The organism is Paracoccus yibinensis (assembly GCF_030846195.1).
Classification (GTDB): Bacteria; Pseudomonadota; Alphaproteobacteria; order Rhodobacterales; family Rhodobacteraceae; genus Paracoccus; species Paracoccus yibinensis.
This window is the reverse complement of sequence record NZ_JAVCWH010000001.1, coordinates 157,655-182,010: the sequence shown is the minus strand read 5'-3', so window position 1 is coordinate 182,010 and position 24,356 is coordinate 157,655. Positions and strand designations below refer to the sequence as shown.

At 64.9% G+C, this 24,356-nt stretch carries 24 protein-coding genes; 18 read left to right on the top strand and 6 right to left on the bottom strand.

Going from position 1 to position 24,356, the window contains the following annotated elements:
- The first annotated feature begins 5 nt into the window (after window positions 1–5).
- The 9 genes from RAH32_RS00900 (at window position 6) to RAH32_RS00860 (ending at window position 11,892) form a co-directional block, all read left to right on the top strand.
- Window positions 6–3,128 carry an efflux RND transporter permease subunit gene (locus tag RAH32_RS00900; protein ID WP_306604213.1) on the top strand — a complete coding sequence of 1,041 codons (3,123 nt, stop codon included), beginning with the start codon at window positions 6–8 and terminating at the stop codon, window positions 3,126–3,128.
- Window positions 3,129–3,146: 18 nt separating this feature from the next.
- On the top strand, window positions 3,147–4,034 hold the full coding sequence (locus tag RAH32_RS00895) for a LysR family transcriptional regulator (RefSeq protein WP_306604212.1): 888 nt from the start codon (window positions 3,147–3,149) through the stop codon (window positions 4,032–4,034).
- A gap of 89 nt (window positions 4,035–4,123) precedes the next feature.
- Window positions 4,124–4,600: a formate dehydrogenase subunit gamma gene (locus RAH32_RS00890; protein WP_306604210.1), complete on the top strand. Its 477-nt coding sequence runs from the start codon at window positions 4,124–4,126 to the stop codon at window positions 4,598–4,600.
- Entirely contained in the window at window positions 4,597–6,114 is a 1,518-nt protein-coding gene (locus RAH32_RS00885) for a formate dehydrogenase beta subunit (protein WP_306604208.1), read from the top strand. The genes RAH32_RS00890 and RAH32_RS00885 overlap by 4 nt, the downstream gene beginning before the upstream one ends.
- Window positions 6,111–9,017 carry a formate dehydrogenase subunit alpha gene (fdhF, locus tag RAH32_RS00880; RefSeq protein WP_306604206.1) on the top strand — a complete coding sequence of 969 codons (2,907 nt, stop codon included), beginning with the start codon at window positions 6,111–6,113 and terminating at the stop codon, window positions 9,015–9,017. The genes RAH32_RS00885 and fdhF overlap by 4 nt, the downstream gene beginning before the upstream one ends.
- A 3-nt stretch (window positions 9,018–9,020) precedes the next feature.
- Window positions 9,021–9,845 (top strand): formate dehydrogenase accessory sulfurtransferase FdhD, encoded by an 825-nt coding sequence (fdhD, locus tag RAH32_RS00875; RefSeq protein ID WP_306604204.1) that lies wholly within the window; start codon window positions 9,021–9,023, stop codon window positions 9,843–9,845.
- Complete coding sequence (locus RAH32_RS00870; protein ID WP_306604202.1) at window positions 9,835–10,035, top strand: formate dehydrogenase subunit delta; 201 nt, start codon at window positions 9,835–9,837, stop codon at window positions 10,033–10,035. The genes fdhD and RAH32_RS00870 overlap by 11 nt, the downstream gene beginning before the upstream one ends.
- A 64-nt stretch (window positions 10,036–10,099) precedes the next feature.
- The gene (locus RAH32_RS00865) at window positions 10,100–11,050 is read left to right on the top strand and encodes a diacylglycerol/lipid kinase family protein (RefSeq protein ID WP_306604200.1); all 951 of its coding nucleotides are present in this window, start codon (window positions 10,100–10,102) and stop codon (window positions 11,048–11,050) included.
- Window positions 11,047–11,892 (top strand): metallophosphoesterase family protein, encoded by an 846-nt coding sequence (locus RAH32_RS00860; RefSeq protein ID WP_306604198.1) that lies wholly within the window; start codon window positions 11,047–11,049, stop codon window positions 11,890–11,892. Before RAH32_RS00865 ends, RAH32_RS00860 begins: the two co-directional genes overlap by 4 nt.
- Here the strand turns inward: RAH32_RS00860 and modC are convergent.
- Genes modC through modA form a run of 3 tightly spaced genes read right to left on the bottom strand, consistent with a single transcriptional unit; the run spans window position 11,832 to window position 14,351 of the window.
- Window positions 11,832–12,920 carry a molybdenum ABC transporter ATP-binding protein gene (gene modC / locus RAH32_RS00855; protein ID WP_306604196.1) on the bottom strand — a complete coding sequence of 363 codons (1,089 nt, stop codon included), beginning with the start codon at window positions 12,918–12,920 and terminating at the stop codon, window positions 11,832–11,834. The two genes, RAH32_RS00860 and modC, sit on opposite strands and share 61 nt — an antisense overlap.
- Window positions 12,917–13,612 (bottom strand): molybdate ABC transporter permease subunit, encoded by a 696-nt coding sequence (gene modB / locus RAH32_RS00850; protein WP_306604194.1) that lies wholly within the window; start codon window positions 13,610–13,612, stop codon window positions 12,917–12,919. The genes modC and modB overlap by 4 nt, the downstream gene beginning before the upstream one ends.
- Window position 13,613: 1 nt before the next feature.
- The gene (gene modA, locus RAH32_RS00845) at window positions 13,614–14,351 is read right to left on the bottom strand and encodes a molybdate ABC transporter substrate-binding protein (protein ID WP_306604192.1); all 738 of its coding nucleotides are present in this window, start codon (window positions 14,349–14,351) and stop codon (window positions 13,614–13,616) included.
- A gap of 283 nt (window positions 14,352–14,634) precedes the next feature.
- On the opposite strand from modA, the gene rpsA reads away from it, so the two are divergent.
- From rpsA to RAH32_RS00810, 7 genes are all read left to right on the top strand, one after another.
- Entirely contained in the window at window positions 14,635–16,314 is a 1,680-nt protein-coding gene (gene rpsA, locus RAH32_RS00840) for a 30S ribosomal protein S1 (RefSeq protein WP_306604190.1), read from the top strand.
- A gap of 211 nt (window positions 16,315–16,525) precedes the next feature.
- On the top strand, window positions 16,526–16,810 hold the full coding sequence (gene ihfB / locus RAH32_RS00835) for an integration host factor subunit beta (protein ID WP_089388111.1): 285 nt from the start codon (window positions 16,526–16,528) through the stop codon (window positions 16,808–16,810).
- A gap of 62 nt (window positions 16,811–16,872) precedes the next feature.
- Entirely contained in the window at window positions 16,873–17,292 is a 420-nt protein-coding gene (locus tag RAH32_RS00830) for a LapA family protein (RefSeq protein WP_306604188.1), read from the top strand.
- A gap of 3 nt (window positions 17,293–17,295) precedes the next feature.
- Window positions 17,296–17,928 (top strand): phosphoribosylanthranilate isomerase, encoded by a 633-nt coding sequence (locus RAH32_RS00825; RefSeq protein WP_306604186.1) that lies wholly within the window; start codon window positions 17,296–17,298, stop codon window positions 17,926–17,928.
- Window positions 17,925–18,371, top strand: coding sequence for a GNAT family N-acetyltransferase (locus RAH32_RS00820; protein WP_306604184.1), 447 nt, complete (start codon window positions 17,925–17,927; stop codon window positions 18,369–18,371). The genes RAH32_RS00825 and RAH32_RS00820 overlap by 4 nt, the downstream gene beginning before the upstream one ends.
- Before the next feature lie 33 nt (window positions 18,372–18,404).
- Window positions 18,405–19,631, top strand: coding sequence for a tryptophan synthase subunit beta (gene trpB / locus RAH32_RS00815; RefSeq protein ID WP_306604182.1), 1,227 nt, complete (start codon window positions 18,405–18,407; stop codon window positions 19,629–19,631).
- Between the two features lie 59 nt (window positions 19,632–19,690).
- Window positions 19,691–20,332, top strand: coding sequence for a hypothetical protein (locus RAH32_RS00810; RefSeq protein WP_306604180.1), 642 nt, complete (start codon window positions 19,691–19,693; stop codon window positions 20,330–20,332).
- A gap of 31 nt (window positions 20,333–20,363) precedes the next feature.
- Here RAH32_RS00810 and RAH32_RS00805 read toward each other — a convergent pair whose 3' ends face one another.
- From RAH32_RS00805 to pth, 3 genes are read right to left on the bottom strand one after another with little or no spacing between them, the layout of a single operon-like run.
- The gene (locus RAH32_RS00805; protein ID WP_306604178.1) at window positions 20,364–20,969 is read right to left on the bottom strand and encodes a DUF4893 domain-containing protein; all 606 of its coding nucleotides are present in this window, start codon (window positions 20,967–20,969) and stop codon (window positions 20,364–20,366) included.
- Entirely contained in the window at window positions 20,956–21,330 is a 375-nt protein-coding gene (locus tag RAH32_RS00800) for a DUF2237 family protein (protein ID WP_306604176.1), read from the bottom strand. The genes RAH32_RS00805 and RAH32_RS00800 overlap by 14 nt, the downstream gene beginning before the upstream one ends.
- A gap of 57 nt (window positions 21,331–21,387) precedes the next feature.
- On the bottom strand, window positions 21,388–22,089 hold the full coding sequence (gene pth / locus RAH32_RS00795; RefSeq protein WP_306605170.1) for an aminoacyl-tRNA hydrolase: 702 nt from the start codon (window positions 22,087–22,089) through the stop codon (window positions 21,388–21,390).
- Window positions 22,090–22,243: 154 nt separating this feature from the next.
- Between pth and RAH32_RS00790 the strand changes: the two genes are divergently transcribed.
- Entirely contained in the window at window positions 22,244–22,876 is a 633-nt protein-coding gene (locus tag RAH32_RS00790) for an ATP-dependent Clp protease proteolytic subunit (protein ID WP_306604174.1), read from the top strand.
- Window positions 22,877–23,028: 152 nt separating this feature from the next.
- Window positions 23,029–24,294, top strand: coding sequence for an ATP-dependent Clp protease ATP-binding subunit ClpX (gene clpX / locus RAH32_RS00785; protein ID WP_306604171.1), 1,266 nt, complete (start codon window positions 23,029–23,031; stop codon window positions 24,292–24,294).
- Window positions 24,295–24,356: the final 62 nt, after the last annotated feature.

Sequence of the window (24,356 nt, the reverse complement as noted above, 5' to 3'; positions counted from 1 at the left end):
AGATCATGGCCCGTTTCTTCATCGACCGTCCGGTCTTCGCCTGGGTGATCTCGATCATCATCATGGGCATCGGCATTCTGTCGATCCTGACCCTGCCGGTGGCGCAATATCCCCAGATCGCGCCGCCTTCGGTCACGATCCGCGCGACCTATCCGGGCGCGTCCGCCGAAACCATCTCGAACACGGTGACGCAGGTCATCGAACAGCAGATGACCGGCCTGGACGGGCTGCGCTATATCTCGTCCAGTTCGACTTCGGCCGGCTCGTCGTCCACGACGTTGACGTTCGAGACTGGGACCGACGTGGACATCGCCCAGGTGCAGGTCCAGAACAAGCTGTCCCAGGCAACGCCGCTGCTGCCCGAACCCGTGCAGCGGCAGGGCGTGGTGGTCGAGAAATCGACCGCCGGCTTCCTGATGGTGATCGGCCTGATCGGCGACGACAACTACGACCAGACCGACCTGTCCGACTACATGTTCTCGAACCTGGTGGACGACCTGTCGCGGGTCGAGGGCGTGGGCAGCGTCCAGGTCTTCGGGGCGCCCTATGCCATGCGCATCTGGCTGGATCCCGACAAGCTGGCCGCCTATGAGATCGCGCCCTCGGACGTGGTGGCGGCGGTGTCGGCGCAGAACACGCAGATCTCGGCCGGGGCCTTTGGCGACCTGCCCACGGTCGAGGGCCAGCAGCTGAACGCGACGGTAACCGCGCAATCCCTGCTGTCCACGCCCGAGGATTTCCGCCAGATCGTCCTGCGCGCCGAGGAAAACGGCGGGCTTGTGCTACTGCGCGACGTGGCCCGCGTCGAGATCGGGTCCGAAAGCTATGCCACCGACGCGACCTTCAACGGCCGCCCCGCGTCGGGCATGGCGCTGAGCCTGGCGCCGGGGGCCAACGCCCTTGATACAGCCGAGCGCGTCAAGGCACGGATGGAGGAATTCGCCGAATTCTTCCCCGAGGGCGTGGACTACGTGATCCCCTTCGACACCTCGCCCTTTGTCGAGATCTCGATCGAGGAGGTCGTCAAGACGCTGATCGAGGCGATCGTGCTGGTCTTCATCGTCATGTATGTCTTCTTGCAGAACTGGCGGGCGACCCTGATCCCAACGCTGGCCGTTCCCATCGTGCTGCTGGGCACCTTCGGCATCATGGCGGCCTTCGGCTTCACCATCAACACGCTGACCATGCTGGCCATGGTGCTGGCCATCGGCCTGCTGGTGGACGACGCCATCGTGGTCGTCGAAAACGTCGAGCGGATCATGGAGGAAGAGGGGCTTGAGCCGCGAGAGGCGACGCGCAAATCCATGGGCCAGATCACCGGCGCGCTGATCGGCATCGCCCTGGTCCTGTCGGCGGTTTTCGTGCCGATGGCCTTCTTTCCCGGATCGACCGGGGTGATCTATCAGCAGTTCGCGATCACCATCGTCTCGGCCATGGCGCTGTCGGTGCTGGTGGCGCTGACGCTGACGCCCGCCCTTTGCGCGACGCTGCTGCGGTCCAAGGACCATCACACCAGGCGCGGCCTGTTCGGCTGGTTCAACCGCAACTTCGACCGCACGACCAATGGCTATACCGGCGCGGTGGGCTGGATCGTGCGCCGCCCGCTGCGGATGCTGCTGGTTTATGCGGCCATCGGGACGGCCATGGTGCTGCTGTTCCTGCGCACGCCCGAAGGATTCCTGCCGGACGAGGATCAGGGGATCATGTTCGTCCTGATCCAGGGTCCGACCGGCGCTACTGCGGATCGGACGGCGGCGGTGATCGACCAGGTGCAGGATTACTTCCTGAACCAGGAAAAGGATTCAGTCGATTCGATGTTCGGGGTGGTGGGCTTCAGCTTCGCGGGGCAGGGCCAGAATGTCGGGATGGCCTTCGTGCGGATGAAGGACTGGAAGGACCGTCCCAACCCCGCGCAATCGGTGCAGGCGGTCGCGGGCCGCGCCTTTGGCGCCTTGAGCCAGATCCAGGACGCGATGGTCTTTCCCATCGTGCCCCCCTCGGTGATCGAACTGGGCAACGTCTCGGGCTTCGATTTTTATCTGCAGGCGCGCGGCGGGCAATCGCATGAACAATTGCTGGAGGCGCGGAACCAGTTCCTTGGCATGGCTGCGCAAAGCCCGCTGATCGCCCAGGCCCGCCCGTCGGGTCTTGAGGATGCGGCGCAGTTCCGCCTGGACATCGACTGGCGCAAGGCAGGCGCGATGGGCGTGACGGCGACGGACGTGGCGAACCTTCTGCAGATTGCCTGGACAGGCCGCTATGTGAACGATTTCGTGGATCGCGGCCGCATCAAGCGGGTCTATGTCCAAGGCGAAGCGACATCGCGGTCCAACCCCAGCGACTTCGACAAGTGGCGGGTCAGGAACTCCATGGGCGGGCTGGTGCCCTTCTCGAACTTCTCGACCGGGGAATGGACCTTCGGGCCGCAGGGCCTGAACCGATATAACGGCATCCCCTCGATGCAGATCCAGGGCAGCCCGGCCCCCGGCGTCAGTTCCGGCGACGCCATGGCCGAGGTCGAGCGGCTGGTGGCCCAGATGCCCGGATTCGCCGTGGCCTGGACCGGCCTGTCGCTGGAGGAACGCGAATCCGGCGACCAGACGACGCTGCTTTATGCGCTGTCGCTGGCGGCGGTGTTCCTGTGCCTTGCCGCGCTTTACGAAAGCTGGTCGATCCCGCTGGCGGTGATCCTGGTCATGCCGATCGGTGTGCTGGGCGCCCTTGTCGGCGCCTACCTTGGGGGCTTTGACAACGGCGTCTTCTTCCAGGTTGGCCTGCTGACCGTGATCGGCCTGACCGGCAAGAACGCGATCCTGATCGTCGAGTTCGCCCGCGAGCAGTCCGAAGCCGGCGTGCCCCTGTTCAAGGCCGTGGTCGAGGCTGCGCGCCAGCGGTTCCGCCCGATCATCATGACCTCGATTGCCTTTACCCTGGGCGTGCTGCCCTTGCTGTTGTCCACCGGCGCGGGCGCCAATGGCCGCAACGCCATCGGCGCCACGGTGATCGGCGGGACCATCGCCTCGACCGTGATGGGCATCCTGTTCGCGCCGCTGTTCTATGTGCTGATGCGCCGGTTGCTGGGCCGCAAGGACAGGTTTGACGAAGCGCAGGCCGCGCCTGCACAGTGATCCCGCAAGGGGGCCGGCATGATCGACAAGCTGGAGATGTTCCTGGCCGTCGCCAAGGAACGCCATTTCGGCCGCGCCGCCGAAAGCCTGGGAATCACCCAGCCCACCCTGTCGGCGGGCATCAAGCAGCTTGAGGAACAGCTTGGTGTCCTGCTGATCTTTCGCGGATCCCGCTTTGGCGGGCTGACCCCCGAGGGGCAGTCGGCGCTTGTCTGGGCGCGCCGCATCGTCGGCGACACCCGGCAGTTGAGGGAGGAGATGCGCGCGACCCGCCACGGCCTCTCGGGCCAGTTGCGGATCGCCGTGATCCCCACCGCCCTGACCTGGGCCGCGCGGATCAGCGCGCGCTTCGGGGCGGCCCATCCCAATGTCGGCATGACCATCCTGTCGCGCACCTCGGTCGAGATCCTGCAGATGATCGACGACCTGACGGTAGATGCGGGAATATCCTATCTGGACAACGAACCGCTGGGCCGGGTCAGCACCGTGCGGCTTTATGATGAACGCTATATGCTGGTTTGCGCCGAAAGTTCTCCTCTGGCCCGGCAGGAACGGGTGGGCTGGGCCGATCTGGCAGGGCACCGGATGTGCCTGCTGACCAGCGACATGCAGAACCGCCGCATCATCAACCGCAACCTGATCGAGGCGGGCGTGACCCCGCAAGCCACCGTCGAATCCAGTTCCACCGTGGTATTGGTCGCGCATGTGCTGGAAGGCGGCTGGATCACCATCCTGCCCGAGGATATCGCGGGTTTCCTGACGGACGGCAAGCCGCTGCGGATGATCCCCCTGGACGGCGCCGGGGCAAGCCACGCCGTGGGCCTTGTTGCCCCTTGGCGCGAACCGCATACTCCTGTCCTTGAAGCATTACTTTCCGAAGCACGGCGCATGGCAGACGATAGATAATTCCTATCATCCAACGAAACAACGATATTGATTTCCAGATTGCTGACCTGCTTTGATGACGACGAACGATCGTTGAAAGGCCAGCCTATATGCATTCCAGTGCGCCAGCCCCGTCCGAGGAGGAAATCCGCGGCGTCGTCACGCCGCTTGCCTCGCTGGAAGGGCCGCTATTGCCGATGTTGCATGCGCTGCAGGACACCTGGGGGTTCGTGCCGCAGGCCGCCGTTCCGGTATTGGCCGATATCCTGAACCTGGGCCGGGCCGAGGTGCATGGCGTCATCAGCTTCTACCATGATTTCCGCAGAAATCCGGCAGGACGCCACATCCTGAAGATTTGCCGCGCCGAGGCCTGCCAGTCCATGGGCGCCAATGCCCTGGCCGAATCCACCCTGCAAAAGCTGGGGATAGCCTGGCACGGCACGACGCCCAACGGCGCGGTGACGGTGGAGCCGGTCTATTGCCTCGGCATGTGCGCCTGCGCCCCCGCCGTCATGGTGGACGGCAAGGTCGTGGGCCGCGTTGACGACGCCCGCATGGACCGTATCCTGGCCGAGGTAGGCGTATGAAGATCTTCGTTCCTGGGGACAGCGCCGCCAAGGCGCTTGGCGCGGATGACGTGGCCGACGCGCTTGCGCGCGAGGCCAAGGCGCGCGGCCTGGACGTGCAGCTTGTCCGCAACGGCACGCGCGGCATGGTCTGGCTTGAACCCTTGGTCGAGGTCGACACGCCCGAAGGCCGCATCGGTTACGGAAACGTGACCCCCGACCAGGTGCCCGATCTGTTGGACGGCAAGCTGAACAGTCTTGGCAGGGTCGAGGACATTGACTGGTTCGCCCGCCAGACCCGGCTGACCTTCGCGCGCTGCGGCGTGATCGACCCGCTGGATCTGGATGACTACGCAGCCAATGGCGGCCTGGTCGGTCTGCGCCGGGCGCTTGGCATGACCGGGTCACAGATCGTGCAGGAAGTCACCGCCAGCGGATTGCGCGGTCGTGGCGGCGCGGGCTTTCCGACCGGCATCAAGTGGAAGACCGTGGCCGAGGCGGAAGCCCCGCAGAAATACATTGTCTGCAATGCCGACGAGGGCGACAGCGGCACCTTCGCCGACCGCATGATCATCGAGGGCGATCCGTTTTCGCTGATCGAGGGCATGGCGATCGCGGGCCTGGGCGTGGGGGCAACGCGCGGCTATGTCTATCTGCGGTCGGAATACCCCGACGCAATCCGCATCCTGATGCAGGCCGTCAAGATCGCCCGGCAACGGGGGCTGCTTGGACCTGATGTTCTGGGATCGGGCCGCGCCTTCGACATGGAGGTCCGCACCGGCGCGGGCGCCTATGTCTGCGGCGAGGAAACGTCGCTGCTGAACAGCCTGGAGGGCAAGCGCGGCACCGTACGCGCCAAGCCGCCGCTGCCTGCCTTGCAGGGCTTCCTGGGCCAGCCCACGGTCGTGAACAACGTGATTTCGCTGGCGACCGTCCCGGTGATCTTCGAGAAGGGCGCGCAGCATTACGCGGACTTTGGCCTCGGCCGGTCGCGCGGCACCGTGACCCTGCAGATCGCGGGCAACGTCAAGCGCGGCGGGCTGTTCGAGACCGCCTTCGGCATGACCCTGGGCGAGGTCGTGAACGACATCGGCGGCGGCACCGCAACAGGCCGTCCGGTCAAGGCCGTGCAGGTCGGCGGTCCCTTGGGTGCCTATATGCCGGTGTCCAAGTTCGACACGCCGATGGGATACGAGGAATTCGACCGGCAAGGCGGTTTGATCGGCCATGCGGGCCTGGTTGTCTTCGACGACACCGCCGACATGCTGCGCATGGCCCGCTTTGCAATGGAGTTCTGCGCCGTCGAATCCTGCGGCAAATGCACGCCCTGCCGGATCGGCGCGGTGCGCGGGGTCGAGACCATCGACCGCATCGCCCAGGGGGACGCCGCCGCGATCCCGCTGCTGACCGACCTGTGCGAGACGATGAAGGACGGCTCGCTTTGCGCGCTTGGGGGTTTCACGCCCTTCCCGGTCATGTCCGCCCTGACCCATTTCCCCGACGATTTCGCCACCTTGCAGGAGGCAGCCGAATGAGAGACTTCATCATCCCCCAATACGCGTCGGGCGACGACCGCGACATGGGCACGCCCGCCAGGGCCGGGCTGCCGGTCACGTTGACCGTGGACGGGATCGCCATCACCGTGCCCGAGGGCACCTCCGTGATGCGCGCTGCCGCCGAGGCGGGGATCATGGTCCCCAAGCTTTGCGCCAGCGACAACATGGAGGCCTTCGGGTCCTGCCGCCTCTGCGTGGTGGAGATCGAGGGCCGCCGCGGCACGCCTGCCTCCTGCACGACGCCGGTGATGGAGGGCATGGTCGTCCACACCCAGTCCGACAAGCTGCGCCGGATGCGCAAGGGGGTCATGGAGCTGTATATCAGCGACCACCCGCTGGACTGCCTGACCTGCGCGGCCAACGGCGACTGCGAATTGCAGGACATGGCGGGCAATGTCGGCCTGCGCGACGTGCGGTATAAAGCGCCCGAAGGGAACACGCTGCTGAACCACTTTGCGCCGCGCGACGGCGTGGGGGTGAATGCGCATTACACGCCCAAGGACGAGAGCAACCCGTATTTCACCTATGATCCGGCCAAGTGCATCGTCTGTTCCCGCTGCGTCCGCGCCTGCGAGGAAGTGCAGGGCACCTTCGCCCTGACCATCGAAGGCCGGGGCTTTGACAGCCGCGTCAAGGCGGGCGCCATCGGCGACGATTTCCTGTCCTCGGATTGCGTATCCTGCGGCGCCTGCGTGCAGGCCTGCCCGACCGCGACCTTGCAGGAAAAGTCGGTGATCGAATTGGGCACACCCGAACGGTCCGTCATCACCACCTGCGCCTATTGCGGCGTGGGCTGTTCCTTCAAGGCGGAATTGAACGGCGACCAGTTGGTGCGCATGGTCCCCTACAAGCATGGCAAGGCCAATCGCGGCCATAGCTGCGTCAAGGGCCGCTTCGCCTATGGCTATGCCCAGCACAAGGACCGGATCCTCAAGCCGATGATCCGCGAAACCATCGACCAGCCCTGGCGCGAGGTCGAATGGGCCGAGGCGATGGCCTTTGCCGCCGCGAAGATGACGGGCATCCAGCAAAAATACGGCCGCAAGTCGGTCGGCGTCATCACTTCAAGCCGCTGCACCAACGAGGAAACCTATCTGGTGCAGAAGCTGACCCGCGCGGTATTCGGCAACAACAACACCGACACCTGCGCCCGCGTCTGCCATTCGCCGACCGGTTACGGGTTGGGCAAGACCTATGGCACCTCGGCCGGGACGCAGGATTTCGACTCGGTCGAACAGGCCGATGTAGTCGTGATCATCGGCGCGAACCCGACGGACGGTCACCCGGTCTTTGCCAGCCGCCTGAAAAAGCGCCTGCGCCAGGGCGCCAAGCTGATCGTGGTCGATCCGCGCCGCACCGACATCGTGCGCTCGCCACATATCCAAGCGGAGTATCACCTGCCGCTGAAGCCCGGCACCAACGTGGCCGTTGTCACCGCCATGGCCCATGTCATCGTGACCGAGGGGCTGTTCGACCAGGACTTCATCCGCACCCGCTGCGACTGGGACGAGTTCCAGTTCTATGTCGATTTCGTCAGCGACCCGCGCCACGCGCCTGAAAACGTGGAGATGCTGACCGGCGTTCCCGCAGCCGACCTGCGCGCGGCCGCCCGGCTCTATGCGACCGGCGGCAATGGCGCGATCTACTATGGTCTGGGCGTGACGGAACATTCGCAAGGCTCGACGGCGGTCATGGGGATTGCGAACCTTGCCATGCTGACCGGCAATATCGGCCGTCCGGGCGTCGGCGTGAACCCGCTGCGGGGGCAGAACAACGTGCAGGGATCCTGCGACATGGGCAGCTTCCCGCACGAACTGCCCGGCTATCGCCACGTCAAGCTGCCCGACGTCCGCGCAATCTTCGAACAGGCCTGGGGCTGCACCATCGACCCTGAACCGGGCCTGCGTATCCCGAACATGCTGGACGCGGCTGTCGAGGGCACCTTCAAAGGCCTTTACTGCCAGGGCGAGGACATCCTGCAATCCGACCCCGACACCCATCATGTCGCGGCGGGCCTTGCGGCGATGGAATGCGTGATCGTCCACGACCTGTTCCTGAACGAAACCGCGAATTACGCCCATGTCTTCCTGCCGGGCTCGACCTTCCTGGAAAAGGACGGAACCTTCACCAATGCCGAACGCCGCATCAACCGCGTCCGCAAGGTGATGGCCCCCCGCAACGGATACGAGGATTGGGAGGTCACGCAGCTTCTGGCCAATGCCATGGGCGCGAACTGGCATTATACCCACCCCCGCCAGATCATGGAGGAGATCGCAGCCACGACCCCCAGCTTCGCCGGCGTCACCTATGAGGTGCTGGAGGAGAAGGGGTCCGTCCAGTGGCCCTGCAACGAGACTGTGCCGGACGGCACGCCCTTGATGCATGTGGATGGCTTCGTCTCGGGCAAGGGCCATTTCATGGTCACGGAATATGTCGCGACCGACGAGCGCACCGGCCCGCGCTTCCCGCTGCTGCTGACCACAGGGCGGATTCTGTCGCAGTATAACGTCGGCGCGCAGACCCGGCGAACGGAGAACGTGGTCTGGCACGCCGAGGATGTGCTGGAGATCAATCCGCATGACGCCGAACAGCGCGGCATCAACGACGGCGACTGGGTGCGGCTGGCCTCACGCGCGGGGGAAACCACGCTGCGGGCAACCCTGACCGACCGGGTCGCGGCGGGCGTGGTTTACACCACCTTCCATCACCCAGCGACGCAGGCTAACGTTGTCACCACTGATTTTTCGGACTGGGCGACGAACTGCCCGGAATTCAAGGTGACGGCGGTGCAGGTCAGCCCCTCGAACGGTCCATCGGAGTGGCAGGAAAGCTATGCCGAGCAGGCCGAACGGTCACGGCGGATCCTGACCGCAGCGGAGTAGGACATGGACCTGCCGCCGCCCTTCGGGGCCACGGACGCGACCCACTACCGACCGGGCAGCCACGTTGCGGTAACGCGCGCACTGCCCGAGGAAACGGCCATCGCCATGGTCTATGACGGCTCGACCCATGCCGTGATGATGGCGACGCCTGCGGATGTCGAGGATTTCGCGGTAGGCTTTTCCCTGACCGAAGGGATCGTGACCGCCCTGGACCAGATCGCCAGTTGCGACGTGATCGCCCACCCCAAGGGGATCGAGGCGCAGATGTGGCTTGCCGAGGATCGCGGCGCGGCGCTTGCCGCCCGCCGTCGTTCGCTGGCGGGTCCGGTCGGCTGCGGGTTGTGCGGCATCGACAGCATCGAGGCTGCGGTGCGGTCGCTGCCCAGCCTGTCCGACACCGGCCCGATGCTGGCGGTCGCGGAGATCGCGGCGGCGACCGAGTCCCTGCGCGGCTGGCAGCCGCTGCATGACCGGACGCGCGCTGTCCATGCGGCAGGCTTCCTGTTGCCGGGCCAGGGCGTGGTCCTGGCGCGTGAGGATGTGGGCCGCCACAATGCCCTGGACAAGCTGATCGGCGCCATGGCCCGGCAGGGCATCGACCCTGCGCAGGGCGCCATCGTCCTGACCAGCCGGGTGTCGACCGAGATGGTCCAGAAATGCGTGATGGCGGGCTGCGCCATCCTGATCGCCGTCTCTGCCCCCACGCTGCATGCCCTGCGCCTGGCCGAGGGCGCGGGCCTGACCCTTGCCGCCTTTGCGCGGGGCGAGGGGTTCGACCTGTTCTGCCACCCCCAGCGGCTGCGCGCCGAGGTTTCCGATGTCGCCTGAGAAGATGGTCACCATGGCCAACCAGATCGCCACCTTTTTCGACACCCAGCCCGGCGATGCGCCTGACAAGATCGCCGCGCATCTCAAGGACTATTGGGAGCCTCGGATGCGCGACCAGTTGAAATCCTATATCGCGGCAGGGGGTGCAGGGCTGCGCCCCTCGGTCGAACAGGCGGCGCAGCGGCTTTGATCTTGCGGACGTGAAACCGCGCTGCGGCCCGTCGTGTTGTCTGTGACAACCAGCGGAGTGGCAGATGCGCGATACAGCCGACAAGGTGGATCTTTCAGCCTGCAGACTGTGCGTGATCCGCAACCGGAGATCGGGAAAGCAGGATGATCAGGCGGACACGATCCGCGCCGCCCTGCAGGACAAGGTGGCCGAATTCGCGCTGCGTGAAACCAGCCAGGGCGACCAGTTGAGCCACCTTGCCCGGCAGGCGGTCGCGGACGGCTTTGACGTCATCGTCGCCGTGGGCGGAGACGGCACGCAATCCGCGGTCGCTGGCGCCCTGGCGGAAACAGACGCGCTGATGGGCGTATTGCCGGGGGGCACGTTCAATTACTTCGCGCGCGATCTTGGTGTGGGCGAAACGATCGAGGAAGGGCTTGAGACGCTGCTGGATGCCCGCCCCCGTGCGGTGGACGTGGGGCAGATCGACGATCTGGTCTTCCTGAACAATGTCAGCCTGGGCGCCTATCCCCACATCCTCAAGACCCGAGAGGGGATCTACAAACGCTGGGGCCGGTCGCGGATGGCGGCCTATTGGTCGGTGCTGGTGGCGCTGCGCCGGCTGCGCAATCCGATGCGGCTGACCGCGATTGTCGATGGCAAGGAACGCCGGTTCACGACGGCCCTGGTTTTCGTCGCGCGCAGCGCCTATCAGCTTGATGCCTTCGGCCTGGACGGGGCCGATGCGATCCGCGCCGGAAACCTGGCCGTTCTGATCGCCAAGGCGCGCAAGCCCCTGCCACTGCTGCGGTCGGCCCTTCGGCTGGCCTTCGGGTTCAGCGCCAAGGACAGCGACTTCGACCTGATCGTTACCGACAGTCTGACCATCGAAACGGACAGGCCTCAGCAGTTGGTCGCGCATGACGGGGAAAAGACGCGCATGGAAAGCCCCTTCCACGTCCAGGTCCGACAGGGCGCGCTGAAGGTCCTGGTTCCGGCCGATGGCAGCAGCAAGACCAGGGATGCGCAGGCGTGATCCGCATTGCCCACCTGTCCGACCTCCATTTCGGATATCACCGCGCCGATCTTGTAGAACCGCTGCTTGATCATGTGAACGGGGCGAGGGCGGATCTTGTGGTCATCACGGGCGACCTGACGCATCGTGCCCGCGCCGCCCAGTATGCCCAGGCAGCCGCCTTTCTGGAACGGATCCGGGCGCCGCTGCTGGTCATTCCGGGCAATCACGACGTGCCGCTGTACAACCTGCCCGTCCGCTTCCTCATGCCCTGGCGTGGCTTTCGGCAGGCGGTCGGTTCGGATCTGACGCCCACACGCAAGCTCGGACCGGTGCGGGTTCTGGGCCTCAACAGCGTTGATCCCTTTGCCGTTCAGCGCGGCATCATCCGCGACGGCGAAATCCGGCGCCTCGAACGCAGCCTGGATCGCAATGGCATGAACATCGTGGCGCTGCACCACCCTTTGGAGCATCTGGCCCAGGTGGACAAGGAATTGTCGCGTCGCGCGCCTCAGGCCCTGGCGCGACTGGAGCGCGCCGGGGCGCAGATCGCGCTGTCGGGTCATCTGCATGTCTGGGCGACGGGTGCGATGCTGGACCAGACGGCCCATCCGGGACTATTGCAGGTGCAGGGCGGCAGCGCGCTGTGCGGGCGGCTGTCGGACCGGCAGAACGAATTTGCGGTCCTGCAGATCGACAGTCCTTTTCTGTCCATCGAACGCCATATCGCGCCGATGGGTCAGGGGTTCAACTCACCTGAACACGAATATTTTTCGCGCGAAAGCGGGGTCTGGGTCGCCCATCAGCCGGCGGAAAGGCCGATCGTGCCGGGTGCCACGGAAACCGCCTTCAGCACGGCATGAACCGGCTTGCCGGGTTGCAGGTCCAGAACGCGGGCCGATCGCGCGGTGATCCGCGACAGGATAGCCTGCCCGCCCACATCAAGCCGCACCAGCACGCCGCCGTCCGCATGGGTCAGGTCGCGGACCGTGGCGGGAATGATGTTCAGGGCTGAAATCCCTTGCGGGGGCACGGTCGCGATCATCACGTCCTGCGCCAGGATCCGCAGGCGCAGACTGCGGCCTATGGGCGCCGCGACCTGCGGCAGGAACAACGGCCCGGCGGGTGTCGAGAGCCAGGTCAGTCCATCGGCATCCTGCCCCTTTATCTGTGCGGTCAGGATGGCGCCGGTGTCCGCCAGTCCGAGCCTCGGGGCAGTCGCAGGGTCCGACATGACCTGCGCCGCGGGACCGGATGCCAGGACGCGGCCACGGTCCATCAGGACAATGGTGGTGGCCAGCCGGGCGACCTCGGCCGGGGAATGGGTGACATAGAGGATCGGCAGCCCCACCTCATCGCGCAGGCGTTCCAGATAGGGCAGGATCTCGTCCTTGCGGGGCTGGTCCAGGGACGCGAGCGGTTCGTCCATCAGCAGCATCCGGGGATGGGACAGGATCGCGCGGCCAAGCGCGACCCGTTGGCGTTCGCCCCCCGACAGCGCGGCAGGACGACGCGGCAGCAGCGCGCCGATGCCCAGCATGTCAACCACGCGGGACAGTTGGGCCTTTTGTCCCCGGCCGGTGAACCAATGGCCGAACAGCAGGTTCTGCCGCACGGTCAGGTGGGGAAACAGCCTTGCGTCCTGGAAAACATATCCGATGCCTCGCCGGTGCGGCGGCAGGAAGATCCCCCGTCGGCTGTCGGTCAGCACCGTATCCCCATCCGTGATGCAGGCGAAGTCGGGACGCAGCAGCCCGGCCACGGCATTGACCACCGTGGTCTTGCCGGATCCCGAATGCCCGAACAGCGCTGTCAACCCCTCCGGCGCATCGAAACCCACATCCAGCGTGAAGCCCGCGAACCGGTGGCGCAGCGTGACGGACAGCATCACGCCCCCCCGATCCGCCGTGCGACCAGCCGCGACAGCCATTCCGACAGGAACAGCGCCCCCAGGGCAACCGCAATGGCCGCAAGGACCAGCCGGGCAGCCGCCGTCTCGCCTCCTGGCGCCTGCAGGAAGGCATAGATGGCCGAAGGCACGGTCTGCGTCTGGCCGGGAATGTTCGACACGAAGGTGATCGTCGCGCCGAATTCCCCCATGGCCTTGGCGAATGCCAGGATCGCACCCGCCAGGATGCCCGGCAGGATCAGGGGCAGGGTCACGGTCAGGAACACCCAGGGACGCGACGCCCCCAGGGTGGAGGCGGCTTGTTCCAGTCGGGGATCCACCGCCTCGACGGACAGGCGAATTGCGCGGACCATCAGCGGAAAGGCCATGATGGCGGCGGCCAGGGCCGCGCCCGTCCAGCGGAACGCCAGGACGATGCCGATCTGATCCAGCCATTGCCCGATCCAACCGCGCCGCCCGAAAGTCAGCAGCAGCAGATAGCCTGTGACGACCGGCGGCAGCACCAAGGGCAGATGCACCAGCCCGTTCAGCAGCCCATGCCCCGGAAAGCGCCAGCGGGCCAGCGCATAGGCCGCCAGGATCCCCAGTGGCAGGCTCGCCAGCGTTGCCCACAGCGACACCTTCAATGACAGGCGGACGGCTTGCCAAGCCTCGGGGGTCAGCCAGTCGGCCACGTCAGTTCATCACCGTGAAGCCATGCTTTTCGAAGACCGCGACCGCCGCGCTGCCCGACAAGGCGTCATGGAAGGCCTGGTCGGCATCGTCCGATGCCCCGGCCAGCAGGGCGGCGGGATAGGTCATCGGGTGATGGCTGTCCGACGGAAATTCGCCCACGATGGTCACGCCATCCTCGGCGGCCGCATCCGTGGCATAGACGATGCCGAGGGGCGCCTCTCCGGTCGCGACAAGCGCCAGGGCGGCACGCACGTTGTCGGACTGCGCGACATCGGCCTGGACGTCGTCCCACAGGCCAAGGTTTTCCAGGGCGGCCTTGCCGTATTGTCCGGCGGGAACGGAATCGACCAGGGCCATGGCCAGCTTGCCGCCGTCCAGCAGACCGGCCAGATCGGTATCCGGCGAAATCTGCACCGGCTGCGCCGCGCCATGCGCGATCAGCACCAGGCGGTTGCCCAGAAGATCGGTCCGCCTTTCGATCAGGCCGGCATCCTCAACCAGGTCCATCCATTCCTTGCTGGCCGAAATGAACAGATCGGCGGGCGCCCCTGCGATGATCTGCTTGGCCAAGGTGTTCGACCCGGCATAGGAAATCGTCACATCATGGCCGGTCTCTTGCATGAACTGTGCCGCGACCTCGTCCAGGGCATTCTTCAGCGAGGCCGCGGCGAAGACGGTGACATCATCAGCCATGGCCGGGCTGGCGAGCAGGGCAAGCAGAAGGGCAGGGCGGATCATCGGCGCCTCGGTCGATACGTTCGGCCGAACCTATTGCTTGCCGCCCCGATCCTGCAAGCGATATCTCTCAACTGACATATCCCTTTTGTGACTTTCGCGTTGAGTTTCCCGCTTTTCGTCCTTATATGGCGGTCAGTCTTAGGGGCGAGATGGTCAGAACAGGCCGCATCTGAACGGGTCGGGCGTCATGCCGCGACCCTTTGCCGTTCCCGAGGGCAGCCATAAAGACCGGCGGAGCCAACCGCATGGCCAGTAAAATCGTCGTAAAGGAAACCGATCATATATGTGCGCTAAAGCGACCATGGAGGAATTCGAAGCCCTCCTGAACGAAAGCTTCGACATTGACACCCCGGACGAAGGTTCGGTCGTCAAGGGCCGCGTCATCGCCATCGAGGCGGGCCAGGCCATCATCGACGTGGGCTACAAGATGGAAGGCCGCGTCGATCTGAAGGAATTCGCGAACCCCGGCGAAGAACCCAACATCAAGGTTGGCGACGAAGTCGAAGTCTATCTGGACCGCGTGGAAAACGCCCGCGGCGAAGCCAGCATCTCGCGCGAGAAAGCCCGCCGCGAAGAAGCCTGGGACCGTCTGGAAAAAGCCTATGCCGATGAAGAGCGCGTCGAAGGCGCCATCTTCGGCCGCGTCAAGGGCGGCTTCACGGTCGATCTGGGCGGCGCCGTGGCCTTCCTGCCCGGCAGCCAGGTCGATGTGCGCCCCGTGCGCGACGCCGGCCCGCTCATGGGTCTGAAGCAGCCGTTCCAGATCCTGAAGATGGACCGCCGCCGTGGCAACATCGTCGTGTCGCGCCGCGCCATCCTGGAAGAAAGCCGCGCCGAACAGCGCGCCGAGGTCATCGCCAACCTGACCGAAGGCCAGACCGTGGACGGCGTCGTCAAGAACATCACCGAATACGGTGCGTTCGTCGACCTGGGCGGCGTTGACGGCCTGCTGCACGTCACCGACATGGCCTGGCGCCGCGTCAACCACCCGTCCGAGATCCTGTCGATCGGCGAGACCCTGAAGGTCCAGGTCATCAAGATCAACAAGGACAGCCACCGCATCAGCCTGGGCATGAAGCAGCTCCAGTCCGATCCGTGGGACACCGTGGGCGACAAGTTCCCCATCGGTTCGGTCCACCAGGGCCGCGTGACCAACATCACCGACTACGGCGCCTTCGTCGAGCTGGAAGCCGGGGTCGAGGGTCTGGTCCATGTGTCCGAAATGTCCTGGACCAAGAAGAACGTCCATCCGGGCAAGATCGTCTCCACCTCGCAAGAGGTTGACGTGATGGTGCTGGAGATCGACGAATCCAAGCGCCGCGTTTCGTTGGGTCTGAAGCAGACGCAGCGCAACCCTTGGGAAGTCTTTGCCGAAGCCCATCCCTCGGGCACCGTCATCGAAGGCGAGGTCAAGAACATCACCGAATTCGGTCTGTTCGTGGGCCTTGAAGGCGATATCGACGGCATGGTCCACCTGTCGGACATCTCGTGGGATGCCCGTGGCGAAGACGCGATCCAGGACTTCCGCAAGGGCGACGTGGTCAAAGCCGTCGTGCAGGACGTGGATGTCGAGAAGGAACGCATCAGCCTGTCGATCAAGGCGCTGGAAAACGAAAACATGGCCGAAGCCGTTGACGGTGTGAAGCGTGGTTCGGTCGTCACCGTCGAGGTCACCGCGATCGAGGATGGCGGCATCGAGGTGGAATACAACGGCGTCAAGTCGTTCATCCGCCGTTCCGATCTGGCCCGCGACCGTCAGGATCAGCGTCCCGAGCGATTCCAGGTCGGTGACAAGGTCGATGCCCGCGTCACCAACATCGACACCAAGACCCGCCGTCTGGGCCTGTCGATCAAGGCCCGCGAGATCGCCGAGGAGAAAGAGGCCATCGATCAGTATGGTTCCTCCGACTCGGGCGCCTCTCTGGGTGATATCCTGGGCGCTGCGCTGAACCGCGACCGCTGAGCGATCGGCTGACTGCCTGATACGGCCCGTCCCGCGGATGCGGGGCGGGCTTCTTGCTGCCCGCGCGATGGGCAGGGGGAATTCACCTCTCTTGCGTGCCGGGGGCAAAACTGGCATCGCTATGGAAACTGGGAACCTTTTCCTGCGTTGCCTTCTTGTCGCAAGTTCAGCGAACGATGCCGTGCAGCCCGTTACGCCACCTGGGGGGATGATGATCCGGTCAGAATTGATCCAGCTTATCGCTGACGAAAACCCGCATCTGTTCCGGCGCGACGTCGAGCGGATCGTGAATACCGTGTTCGAGGAAATCATCGATGCCATGGCGCGGGGCGACCGGGTCGAACTGCGCGGCTTTGGCGCCTTTTCCGTCAAGAAGCGTGACGCACGCACCGGCCGCAATCCTCGAACGGGCGAGGCGGTGGATGTCGACCAGAAGTATGTTCCCTTCTTCAAGACCGGAAAACTGTTGCGCGATCGGTTGAACGGGGACGCCTGAAGGGCATAAAAGCCCTGCAAGGACACCGTGCCGCATCCGGCGGCCGCAGCCAAGGACAACCCATGCGCTTTCTTCGACTGATCTTCGTGGCGGTACTGGCGATCATCCTGATCGCCGTGGCCCTGGCCAATCGTGACATCGTGACGCTTTCGGCCTTTCCCGCGAATTTCGGGCAATACCTGGGCGGCCGCTGGTCGGTGGATCTGCCCCTGTTCCTTATAATCTTCCTGACTTTCGCCCTGGGAATGCTGGCGGGCCTGCTCTGGGAATGGTTGCGCGAGGCCCATATCCGCCGTGAGGCCCGCGCGCAGGCCGACCGCGCCACCCGCCTTGAAAACGAGGTGGGTCATCTGCGCCACCGCCATGCCGCCCCCAAGGACGAGGTTCTGGCGATCCTGGACCGGCCCAAGGCCACCGTGCCCGCGCGTCCCATCGCCTCGGTCGAACCTGCCCCCGGCACGACGTTGCCCGCCGGGCGTTGAGGTATGGCCCAGGTCAAGATCTGCGGACTTCGCCGCCCTGAACATATCGAGGCTGCGGCTGATGCCGGGGCGCGCTATGTCGGGCTGGTCTTTTTTCCGAAATCGCCCCGGGCCGTCTCCGTCGAAGAGGCGGCCCGGCTGGTCTCGCATGTCCCCGTCGGCGTGGCGTCCGTCGGGCTGTTCGTGGATCCTGACGACGAACTGCTGGACGACGTGCTGGGCAAGGTTCCCCTTGACGTCATCCAGCTTCACGGCAGCGAAAGCCCCGACCGCGTGGCCCGGATCAAGGCGCTGACCGGCCTGCCGGTGATGAAGGCCGTGGGGCTGTCCGACCCCTCTGACCTGCCGGCACTGACCGATTACGGTCTGGTCGCCGACATGCTTCTGGTGGATGCGAAGCCGCCAAGGGATGCCGACCTGCCTGGCGGCAACGGATTGTCCTTCGACTGGCGCCTGCTGGTGGGGCGCAAGTGGCTGCGGCCCTGGATGCTGGCGGGCGGCCTGACCGCGCAGAACGTGGCCGAGGCGATCCGCCTGACCGGGGCGCCTGCCGTCGATGTGTCCTCGGGCGTGGAAACCGAACCCGGCGTCAAGGACGAGGCCCTGATCCGTGCCTTCATCAGTGCCGCATCATGACGGTCCGCTTCCGTGCTGCGGGCCGGGACGAGGTTCCTGCGGTCGTCGCTTTGCTTTCCGACGACATCTTCGGGAAAGGCCGGGAAAAGGCCGACATGCGGCCCTATCTGGCTGCCTTCGATGCGATGCAGGCGCAGACCGGCAATCACCTGATCGTCGGGCTGCTGGATGACGGAATCGTGGCCTGCTATCAGATCGTCTTCCTGCCCGGCCTGTCCGTGGGTGCTGCCTTTCGCGCCCAGATCGAAGGGGTGCGGGTTGCATCAAACCTGCGCGGACAGGGCATTGGCGCCCAGCTGATGGCCGATGCCGAGGCGCGCGCAAGGGCGGCGGGCTGCACCCAAATGCAGCTGACGACCAACCGGGCGCGGACCGACGCGCATCGCTTCTATGACCGGCTGGGCTTCACCCCCAGCCACATCGGCTATAAGAAAGCCCTCTAGGCTTCCTCTCATACCACAGCGAAGGCGCGTTCCATGGCAGACGATCTGGTGAACAGCTACAAGACCGGACCCGATGAGCAGGGGCGGTTCGGCATCTATGGCGGCCGCTTCGTCAGTGAGACCCTGATGCCGTTGATCCTGGATCTGGAAGCCGAATACGAGCGCGCCAAGACCGATGCCGACTTCTGGGCCGAGATGGACGATCTGTGGACCCATTACGTCGGCCGCCCGTCGCCCCTGTATTTCGCCGAACGCCTGACCGAATACCTGGGCGGCGCCAAGATCTACATGAAGCGCGACGAGTTGAACCACACCGGCGCGCACAAGATCAACAACGTTCTGGGTCAGATCCTGCTCGCGCGCCGCATGGGCAAGACCCGCATCATTGCCGAAACCGGCGCGGGCCAGCATGGTGTGGCGACCGCCACGGTCTGCGCGCGCTTCGGGCTGAAATGCGTGGTCTATATGGGTGCCCATGACGTGGAACGGCAGGCGCCGAACGTCTTTCGGATGCGCCTTCTGGGGGCCGAGGTTGTGCCCGTCACCAGCGGACGCGGCACGCTGAAAGATGCGATGAACGACGCGCTGCGCGACTGGGTGACCAATGTGCGCGACACCTTCTATTGCATCGGCACGGTGGCAGGTCCGCATCCCTATCCGGCGATGGTGCGCGATTTCCAGTCGATCATCGGCAAGGAAGTCAAGGAACAGATCCTGCCGCGCGAAGGTCGTCTGCCCGACACCATCATCGCCGCGATCGGCGGCGGATCGAACGCCATGGGCCTGTTCTATCCGTTCCTGGACGACAAGGAGGTACGCATCATCGGGGTCGAGGCCGGCGGCAAGGGCGTGGACGACCGGATGCAGCACTGTGCCAGCCTTTCCGGCGGGCGCGCGGGCGTCTTGCACGGCAACCGGACCTATCTGCTGCAGGATGACGACGGGCAGATCCTTGAAGGTCATTCCATCAGCGCGGGTCTGGATTATCCCGGCATCGGGCCGGAGCACGCATGGCTGAACGACACAGGCCGCGCCGAATATGTCAGCATCACCGACGCCGAGGCGCTTGAGGCCTTCCAGCTGTGCTGCGCCCAGGAAGGCATCATCCCCGCCCTGGAACCCAGCCATGCCCTGGCGCATGTGATGAAGATCGCCCCCGGTCTGCCGCGCGACCATATCATCGTCATGAACATGTGCGGACGGGGCGACAAGGACATCTTCACCGTCGCCAAGCATCTGGGCTTTGATATCAAGACCTAAGGCGGAACCCCGGTCATGCGGAGCGGGTTTGTCATCCGACCCCATGATCGGAGGATACCATGTCCAACAAGACCCTCGGCTTTGCGCTTGCCGGCGCATCCGGCCTGTTTCTGGCCACCGCCTCCCTGGCGCAGACCGTCGTCGAAACACCGGGCGGCAATACCGCCGTTGTTGTGGATCCCGCCCTGCAACCCCAACCCCCCGTGGGTGCAGTGGCCGTCCCGGCCTTTCCGCTGCCGGAGCAGATCAACAACGATCAGGTCGTGATCGAGACGCTGCTCTCGCAAGGGTTCACCAACATCCATATCCTGCGCGAAGGGGCGATCATGACCATCACCGCGCAGCGCAACGGTCAGCCGACCGAACTGGTCTACAGCATCGCGAATGGCACGCTGATATCGGTCGATGGGGTCGAACTGCGCGAACAGCCTGACGCCACCAGCAATCGCGGTTCCGATATCGCCAAGGATGTCCTGGGCGCCGGCAGCGGCGGCACGGATGCCGGTGACGACGGCGAAGAGGACGCAGGAACCGGCGCTGAAGCCGGAAGCAATGGCGCCGATGCGGGCAGCCCTGGTGCCGGGACTGATGGCGGTTCCGACGGATCGGGCAGCGGATCCGAGAGTGGGGCTGATGGCGGTGCCGATGGCGGTTCCACAGGATCAGATGGTGGTTCGGACGGAGCCGGGTCCGGCGGCTGATCCGCCGACCGAACCCGGAAATACAAGTGTCTTAGCGGCTTAACAGCAGAATGTTGAAGCGGGATTCAAGATGGGGGGCGGGGAACATGACCCGCCCTTTTTTGTCTGAAACCATCTCGACCAAGCCTATTTCCGGCACGAACTGCGGGCTGGCCCCCGCATCGACCTGCGCCGGAAGATCCTCATAGGATGGTGGCGTGTCCCCTGCCACGAACCCGGTCCCCAGATAGATCAGCCGATCGCCCTCTTGGCGGATGTTCCCCTTGGTCCGCTGCGATCCCGTCAGCTTTTCAAACCCGCCATCCGGGCTGATCGCGCAGCGGAAAGAGCTATAAACCGTGATCGGCAGCAGGCCTCCCAGCTTGATCATTCGGCAGGACCAATCCCCGGCCATGTCCCGGATCGCCTGGTCGGGTGGAAGGACGTCACCTGCCAAGCCGTCGGTCAGAACGGCAAGCTCTGCGGGATCACCGGCTGCTAAGGCGCCCAGCAGCGCCTCTCCTGCCGCGGCGTGGTATTCCGACAGCCTGCGCTGATCATCGCTGCGCAATGCCGGCAGATCGGGCAGGGGCTGCGCCGGGACCTGCAAAGGCACCAGCCACAGCGCCGCAAGGGCCAGAAGTTCAACCCTGCGCATCGACCGCATGGGCGCGCAGCAGTTCGATCGGGATGATGTCCAGGGCACGCGCATGGGTCGATTCCAGCACCACCTTCGGCGCACCGAATTCCTGTGCGGCTTGCAGGAAACGTGGCGCGCACAGGCACCAGCGGTCGCCAGGCTTCAGCCCGTCGAAGCGGAATTCGGGGCGAGGCGTGGACAGGTCGTTGCCCAGGTATTTCGACAGTGCCAGGAACTCCGCATCGACGACTACGCAGACCGTGTGGCTGCCTCTGTCGCCTTCACCGGTATCGCAGCATCCGTTGCGATAGAACCCAGTCAGCGGTTTTGTCGAACACGGTTCCAGGCGCGTTCCCAGCACGTTCAGCGATGGCTCCATGTCTCGATCCTCCCCCTGTCAGCCTACAGCCCCGCTGGACGCCCGCCAAGCCCCGGCTCAGCGAAAGCGGTCGGTCAGCTGTCGCAGCTTGTCGGTCAAGCTGGCAGGGCTGTCGGGTGATGCGGTGGCCGCCGGGGCAGATCGGGGCTGGGCTGGGGCAGGGGTGGCAGGCATCGTGCCGCTGTTCCGCGCGGGCTGCGTGCGGGCCGCAACCTGGTTCTGAAACCTCGTGCCGTCCTCTGCGGCCAGGGCCTCTGCCCCGTCGGATATGCCGCGCAGCAGGTCGTCCAGCCACTCCCCGTCGGCCTTGGCGAAATCCGACAGCACATAGCCTGCCACCCGGTCCTTGTGACCGGGATGCCCAATCCCCAGGCGAACGCGATGATAATCTGGACCAATATGCTGGTGGATCGACCGCAACCCGTTATGCCCTGCATGGCCGCCACCCAGCTTCAGGCGGCACTTGCCGGGGGCCAGGTCCAGTTCGTCATGAAGCACGATCACCTGGGCCGGAGTCAGCTTCAGATAGCGCATCGCCTCGCCCACGGATTGGCCGGACAGGTTCATGAAGGTCTGCGGTTTCAGCAAAGTCACGCGCGCATTGCCCAGCCGTCCCTCCGCGCTCAGGGCTTGAAAGCGCGGCTTCCAGGACGAAAAACCGTGATCGGCGGCAATCCTGTCAACCGCCATGAAGCCGATATTGTGCCGGTTCGCCGCGTATTTTGCGCCGGGATTGCCCAGTCCCACGATCAGCTTCACGCCTGCCTCCTGGCCCCGCATCGGGGCGATCTTCGTTCCATGCCTTGCGGCGGACCTTGCCCGTTACTAAGACTCTGTCAACCTTTCGCGGCTAACAGATGGGTTCAGCGCCCTGACGAATCGCGCAGGCAGGGATCCAAGGCAAGGACAGACGATGACCGATCCGGCAGAATTCTACATGAACACCCTTGTCCCCATGGTGGTCGAACAGACCTCGCGCGGGGAACGGGCCTATGACATCTTCTCGCGCCTGCTCAAGGAACGGATCATCTTCGTCTCGGGGCCCGTCCATGATGGCATGTCCACGCTGATCTGCGCGCAACTGCTGTTCCTTGAGGCTGAAAATCCCAACAAGGACATCAGCATGTACATCAACAGCCCCGGCGGCGTCGTGACCTCGGGCCTGTCGATCTATGACACGATGCAGTATATCCGCCCGCGCGTCTCTACGCTGGTGGTGGGGCAGGCCGCGTCCATGGGCTCGCTGCTGCTGGCGGCGGGCGAACCGGGCCTGCGCTATTCGCTGCCCAACAGCCGCGTGATGGTCCACCAGCCCTCGGGCGGGTTCCAGGGCCAGGCCACCGACATCCTGATCCATGCGCGCGAGACCGAGAAGCTGAAGCGCCGCCTGAATGAAATCTATGTGACCCACACGGGCCGCAGCCTGGCCGAGGTCGAGGAAGCGCTGGAGCGCGACCGCTTCATGTCGCCGGAGGAGGCGAAGGACTGGGGCCTGATCGATGAGGTCGTCGCGCCACGCGGCAAGGCGGAACCCGAGAAGAAATAGACTTGTTGGGGATTGTGACGGGCGTCCGTCAACCCTAACATAAAGGACACAACCGTTGGCGGCCCGTTCGCCACGGATAACTCAGATGCGGCTCAGGGCGACCGGCGCCGCCTGCGGGTTGAAAGACCTGCGGCTATCAAGGAACGTGGACGATGGCGAACCAGTCCGGCAGTGACAGCAAGAACACGCTCTATTGCAGCTTTTGCGGCAAGAGCCAGCACGAGGTGCGCAAGCTGATTGCGGGACCGACCGTGTTCATCTGCGACGAATGCGTCGAACTGTGCATGGACATCATCCGCGAGGAAACCAAATCCTCGGGGCTGAAGTCGGGCGACGGGGTGCCGACGCCCAAGGAAATCTGCGCGGTTCTGGACGACTATGTGATCGGCCAGGAACATGCCAAGCGGGTGCTCTCGGTCGCGGTGCACAACCACTACAAGCGGCTGAACCACGGATCCAAGGGCGATATCGAACTGGCCAAGTCGAACATCCTGCTGATCGGTCCCACCGGCTGCGGCAAGACCCTGCTGGCCCAGACGTTGGCCCGCATCCTGGACGTGCCCTTCACCATGGCGGATGCCACGACCCTGACCGAGGCGGGCTATGTGGGCGAGGATGTCGAGAACATCATCCTCAAGCTGCTGCAGGCCAGCGAATACAATGTCGAACGCGCGCAGCGCGGCATCGTCTATATCGACGAGGTCGACAAGATCACGCGCAAGTCCGACAACCCCTCGATCACCCGCGACGTTTCGGGCGAGGGCGTGCAGCAGGCGCTGCTGAAGATCATGGAAGGCACGGTCGCATCGGTTCCCCCGCAGGGCGGGCGCAAGCATCCCCAGCAGGAGTTCCTGCAGGTCGACACGACCAATATCCTGTTTATCTGCGGCGGGGCGTTCGCAGGGCTGGACCGGATCATCGCGCAGCGCAACAAGGGCACCGCAATGGGCTTCGGCGCGTCGGTCAAGGAAAACGACGACCGCGGCGTGGGCGAGCTGTTCAAGGAGCTTGAGCCCGAGGATCTGCTGAAGTTTGGCCTGATCCCGGAATTCGTGGGCCGTCTGCCGGTCATCGCCACCCTGACCGATCTGGACGAGGAAGCGCTGATCATCATCCTGACCAAGCCGAAGAACGCGCTTGTGAAGCAGTATCAGCGCCTGTTCGATCTGGAAGGCGTGCAACTGACCTTCACGGAAGACGCGCTTCAGGCCATCGCCAAGCGCGCCATCAAGCGCAAGACCGGCGCGCGCGGCCTGCGGTCGATCATGGAGGATATCCTTCTGGACACGATGTTCGAACTGCCCGGCATGGACAGCGTCGAGGAAGTCGTCGTGAACGAGGAGGCCGTTGACAACGCGGCGACCAAGCCGCTGCTGATCCATGCGGATCCGAAAAAGGAAGCGGCCTCGGCGGGCTGAGCCTTGGCGCAGGGGCGGCGTGCCACCCTGCGTCATTTCAGGGGCTGATCCAGCCCCTGACA

Coding starts and splice junctions, on each gene's coding strand:
- RAH32_RS00870 (WP_306604202.1), top strand. CDS start 9,835: ATGTCGCCTGAGAAGATGGTCACCATGGCCAACCAGATCGCCACCTTT.
- RAH32_RS00820 (WP_306604184.1), top strand. CDS start 17,925: ATGACGGTCCGCTTCCGTGCTGCGGGCCGGGACGAGGTTCCTGCGGTC.
- RAH32_RS00900 (WP_306604213.1), top strand. CDS start 6: ATGGCCCGTTTCTTCATCGACCGTCCGGTCTTCGCCTGGGTGATCTCG.
- ihfB (WP_089388111.1), top strand. CDS start 16,526: ATGATCCGGTCAGAATTGATCCAGCTTATCGCTGACGAAAACCCGCAT.
- modA (WP_306604192.1), bottom strand. CDS start 14,351: ATGATCCGCCCTGCCCTTCTGCTTGCCCTGCTCGCCAGCCCGGCCATG.
- RAH32_RS00805 (WP_306604178.1), bottom strand. CDS start 20,969: ATGCGCAGGGTTGAACTTCTGGCCCTTGCGGCGCTGTGGCTGGTGCCT.
- RAH32_RS00885 (WP_306604208.1), top strand. CDS start 4,597: ATGAAGATCTTCGTTCCTGGGGACAGCGCCGCCAAGGCGCTTGGCGCG.
- fdhD (WP_306604204.1), top strand. CDS start 9,021: ATGGACCTGCCGCCGCCCTTCGGGGCCACGGACGCGACCCACTACCGA.
- RAH32_RS00890 (WP_306604210.1), top strand. CDS start 4,124: ATGCATTCCAGTGCGCCAGCCCCGTCCGAGGAGGAAATCCGCGGCGTC.
- RAH32_RS00830 (WP_306604188.1), top strand. CDS start 16,873: ATGCGCTTTCTTCGACTGATCTTCGTGGCGGTACTGGCGATCATCCTG.
- RAH32_RS00810 (WP_306604180.1), top strand. CDS start 19,691: ATGTCCAACAAGACCCTCGGCTTTGCGCTTGCCGGCGCATCCGGCCTG.
- RAH32_RS00790 (WP_306604174.1), top strand. CDS start 22,244: ATGACCGATCCGGCAGAATTCTACATGAACACCCTTGTCCCCATGGTG.
- fdhF (WP_306604206.1), top strand. CDS start 6,111: ATGAGAGACTTCATCATCCCCCAATACGCGTCGGGCGACGACCGCGAC.
- RAH32_RS00895 (WP_306604212.1), top strand. CDS start 3,147: ATGATCGACAAGCTGGAGATGTTCCTGGCCGTCGCCAAGGAACGCCAT.
- rpsA (WP_306604190.1), top strand. CDS start 14,635: ATGTGCGCTAAAGCGACCATGGAGGAATTCGAAGCCCTCCTGAACGAA.
- RAH32_RS00825 (WP_306604186.1), top strand. CDS start 17,296: ATGGCCCAGGTCAAGATCTGCGGACTTCGCCGCCCTGAACATATCGAG.
- clpX (WP_306604171.1), top strand. CDS start 23,029: ATGGCGAACCAGTCCGGCAGTGACAGCAAGAACACGCTCTATTGCAGC.
- RAH32_RS00800 (WP_306604176.1), bottom strand. CDS start 21,330: ATGGAGCCATCGCTGAACGTGCTGGGAACGCGCCTGGAACCGTGTTCG.
- trpB (WP_306604182.1), top strand. CDS start 18,405: ATGGCAGACGATCTGGTGAACAGCTACAAGACCGGACCCGATGAGCAG.
- RAH32_RS00865 (WP_306604200.1), top strand. CDS start 10,100: ATGCGCGATACAGCCGACAAGGTGGATCTTTCAGCCTGCAGACTGTGC.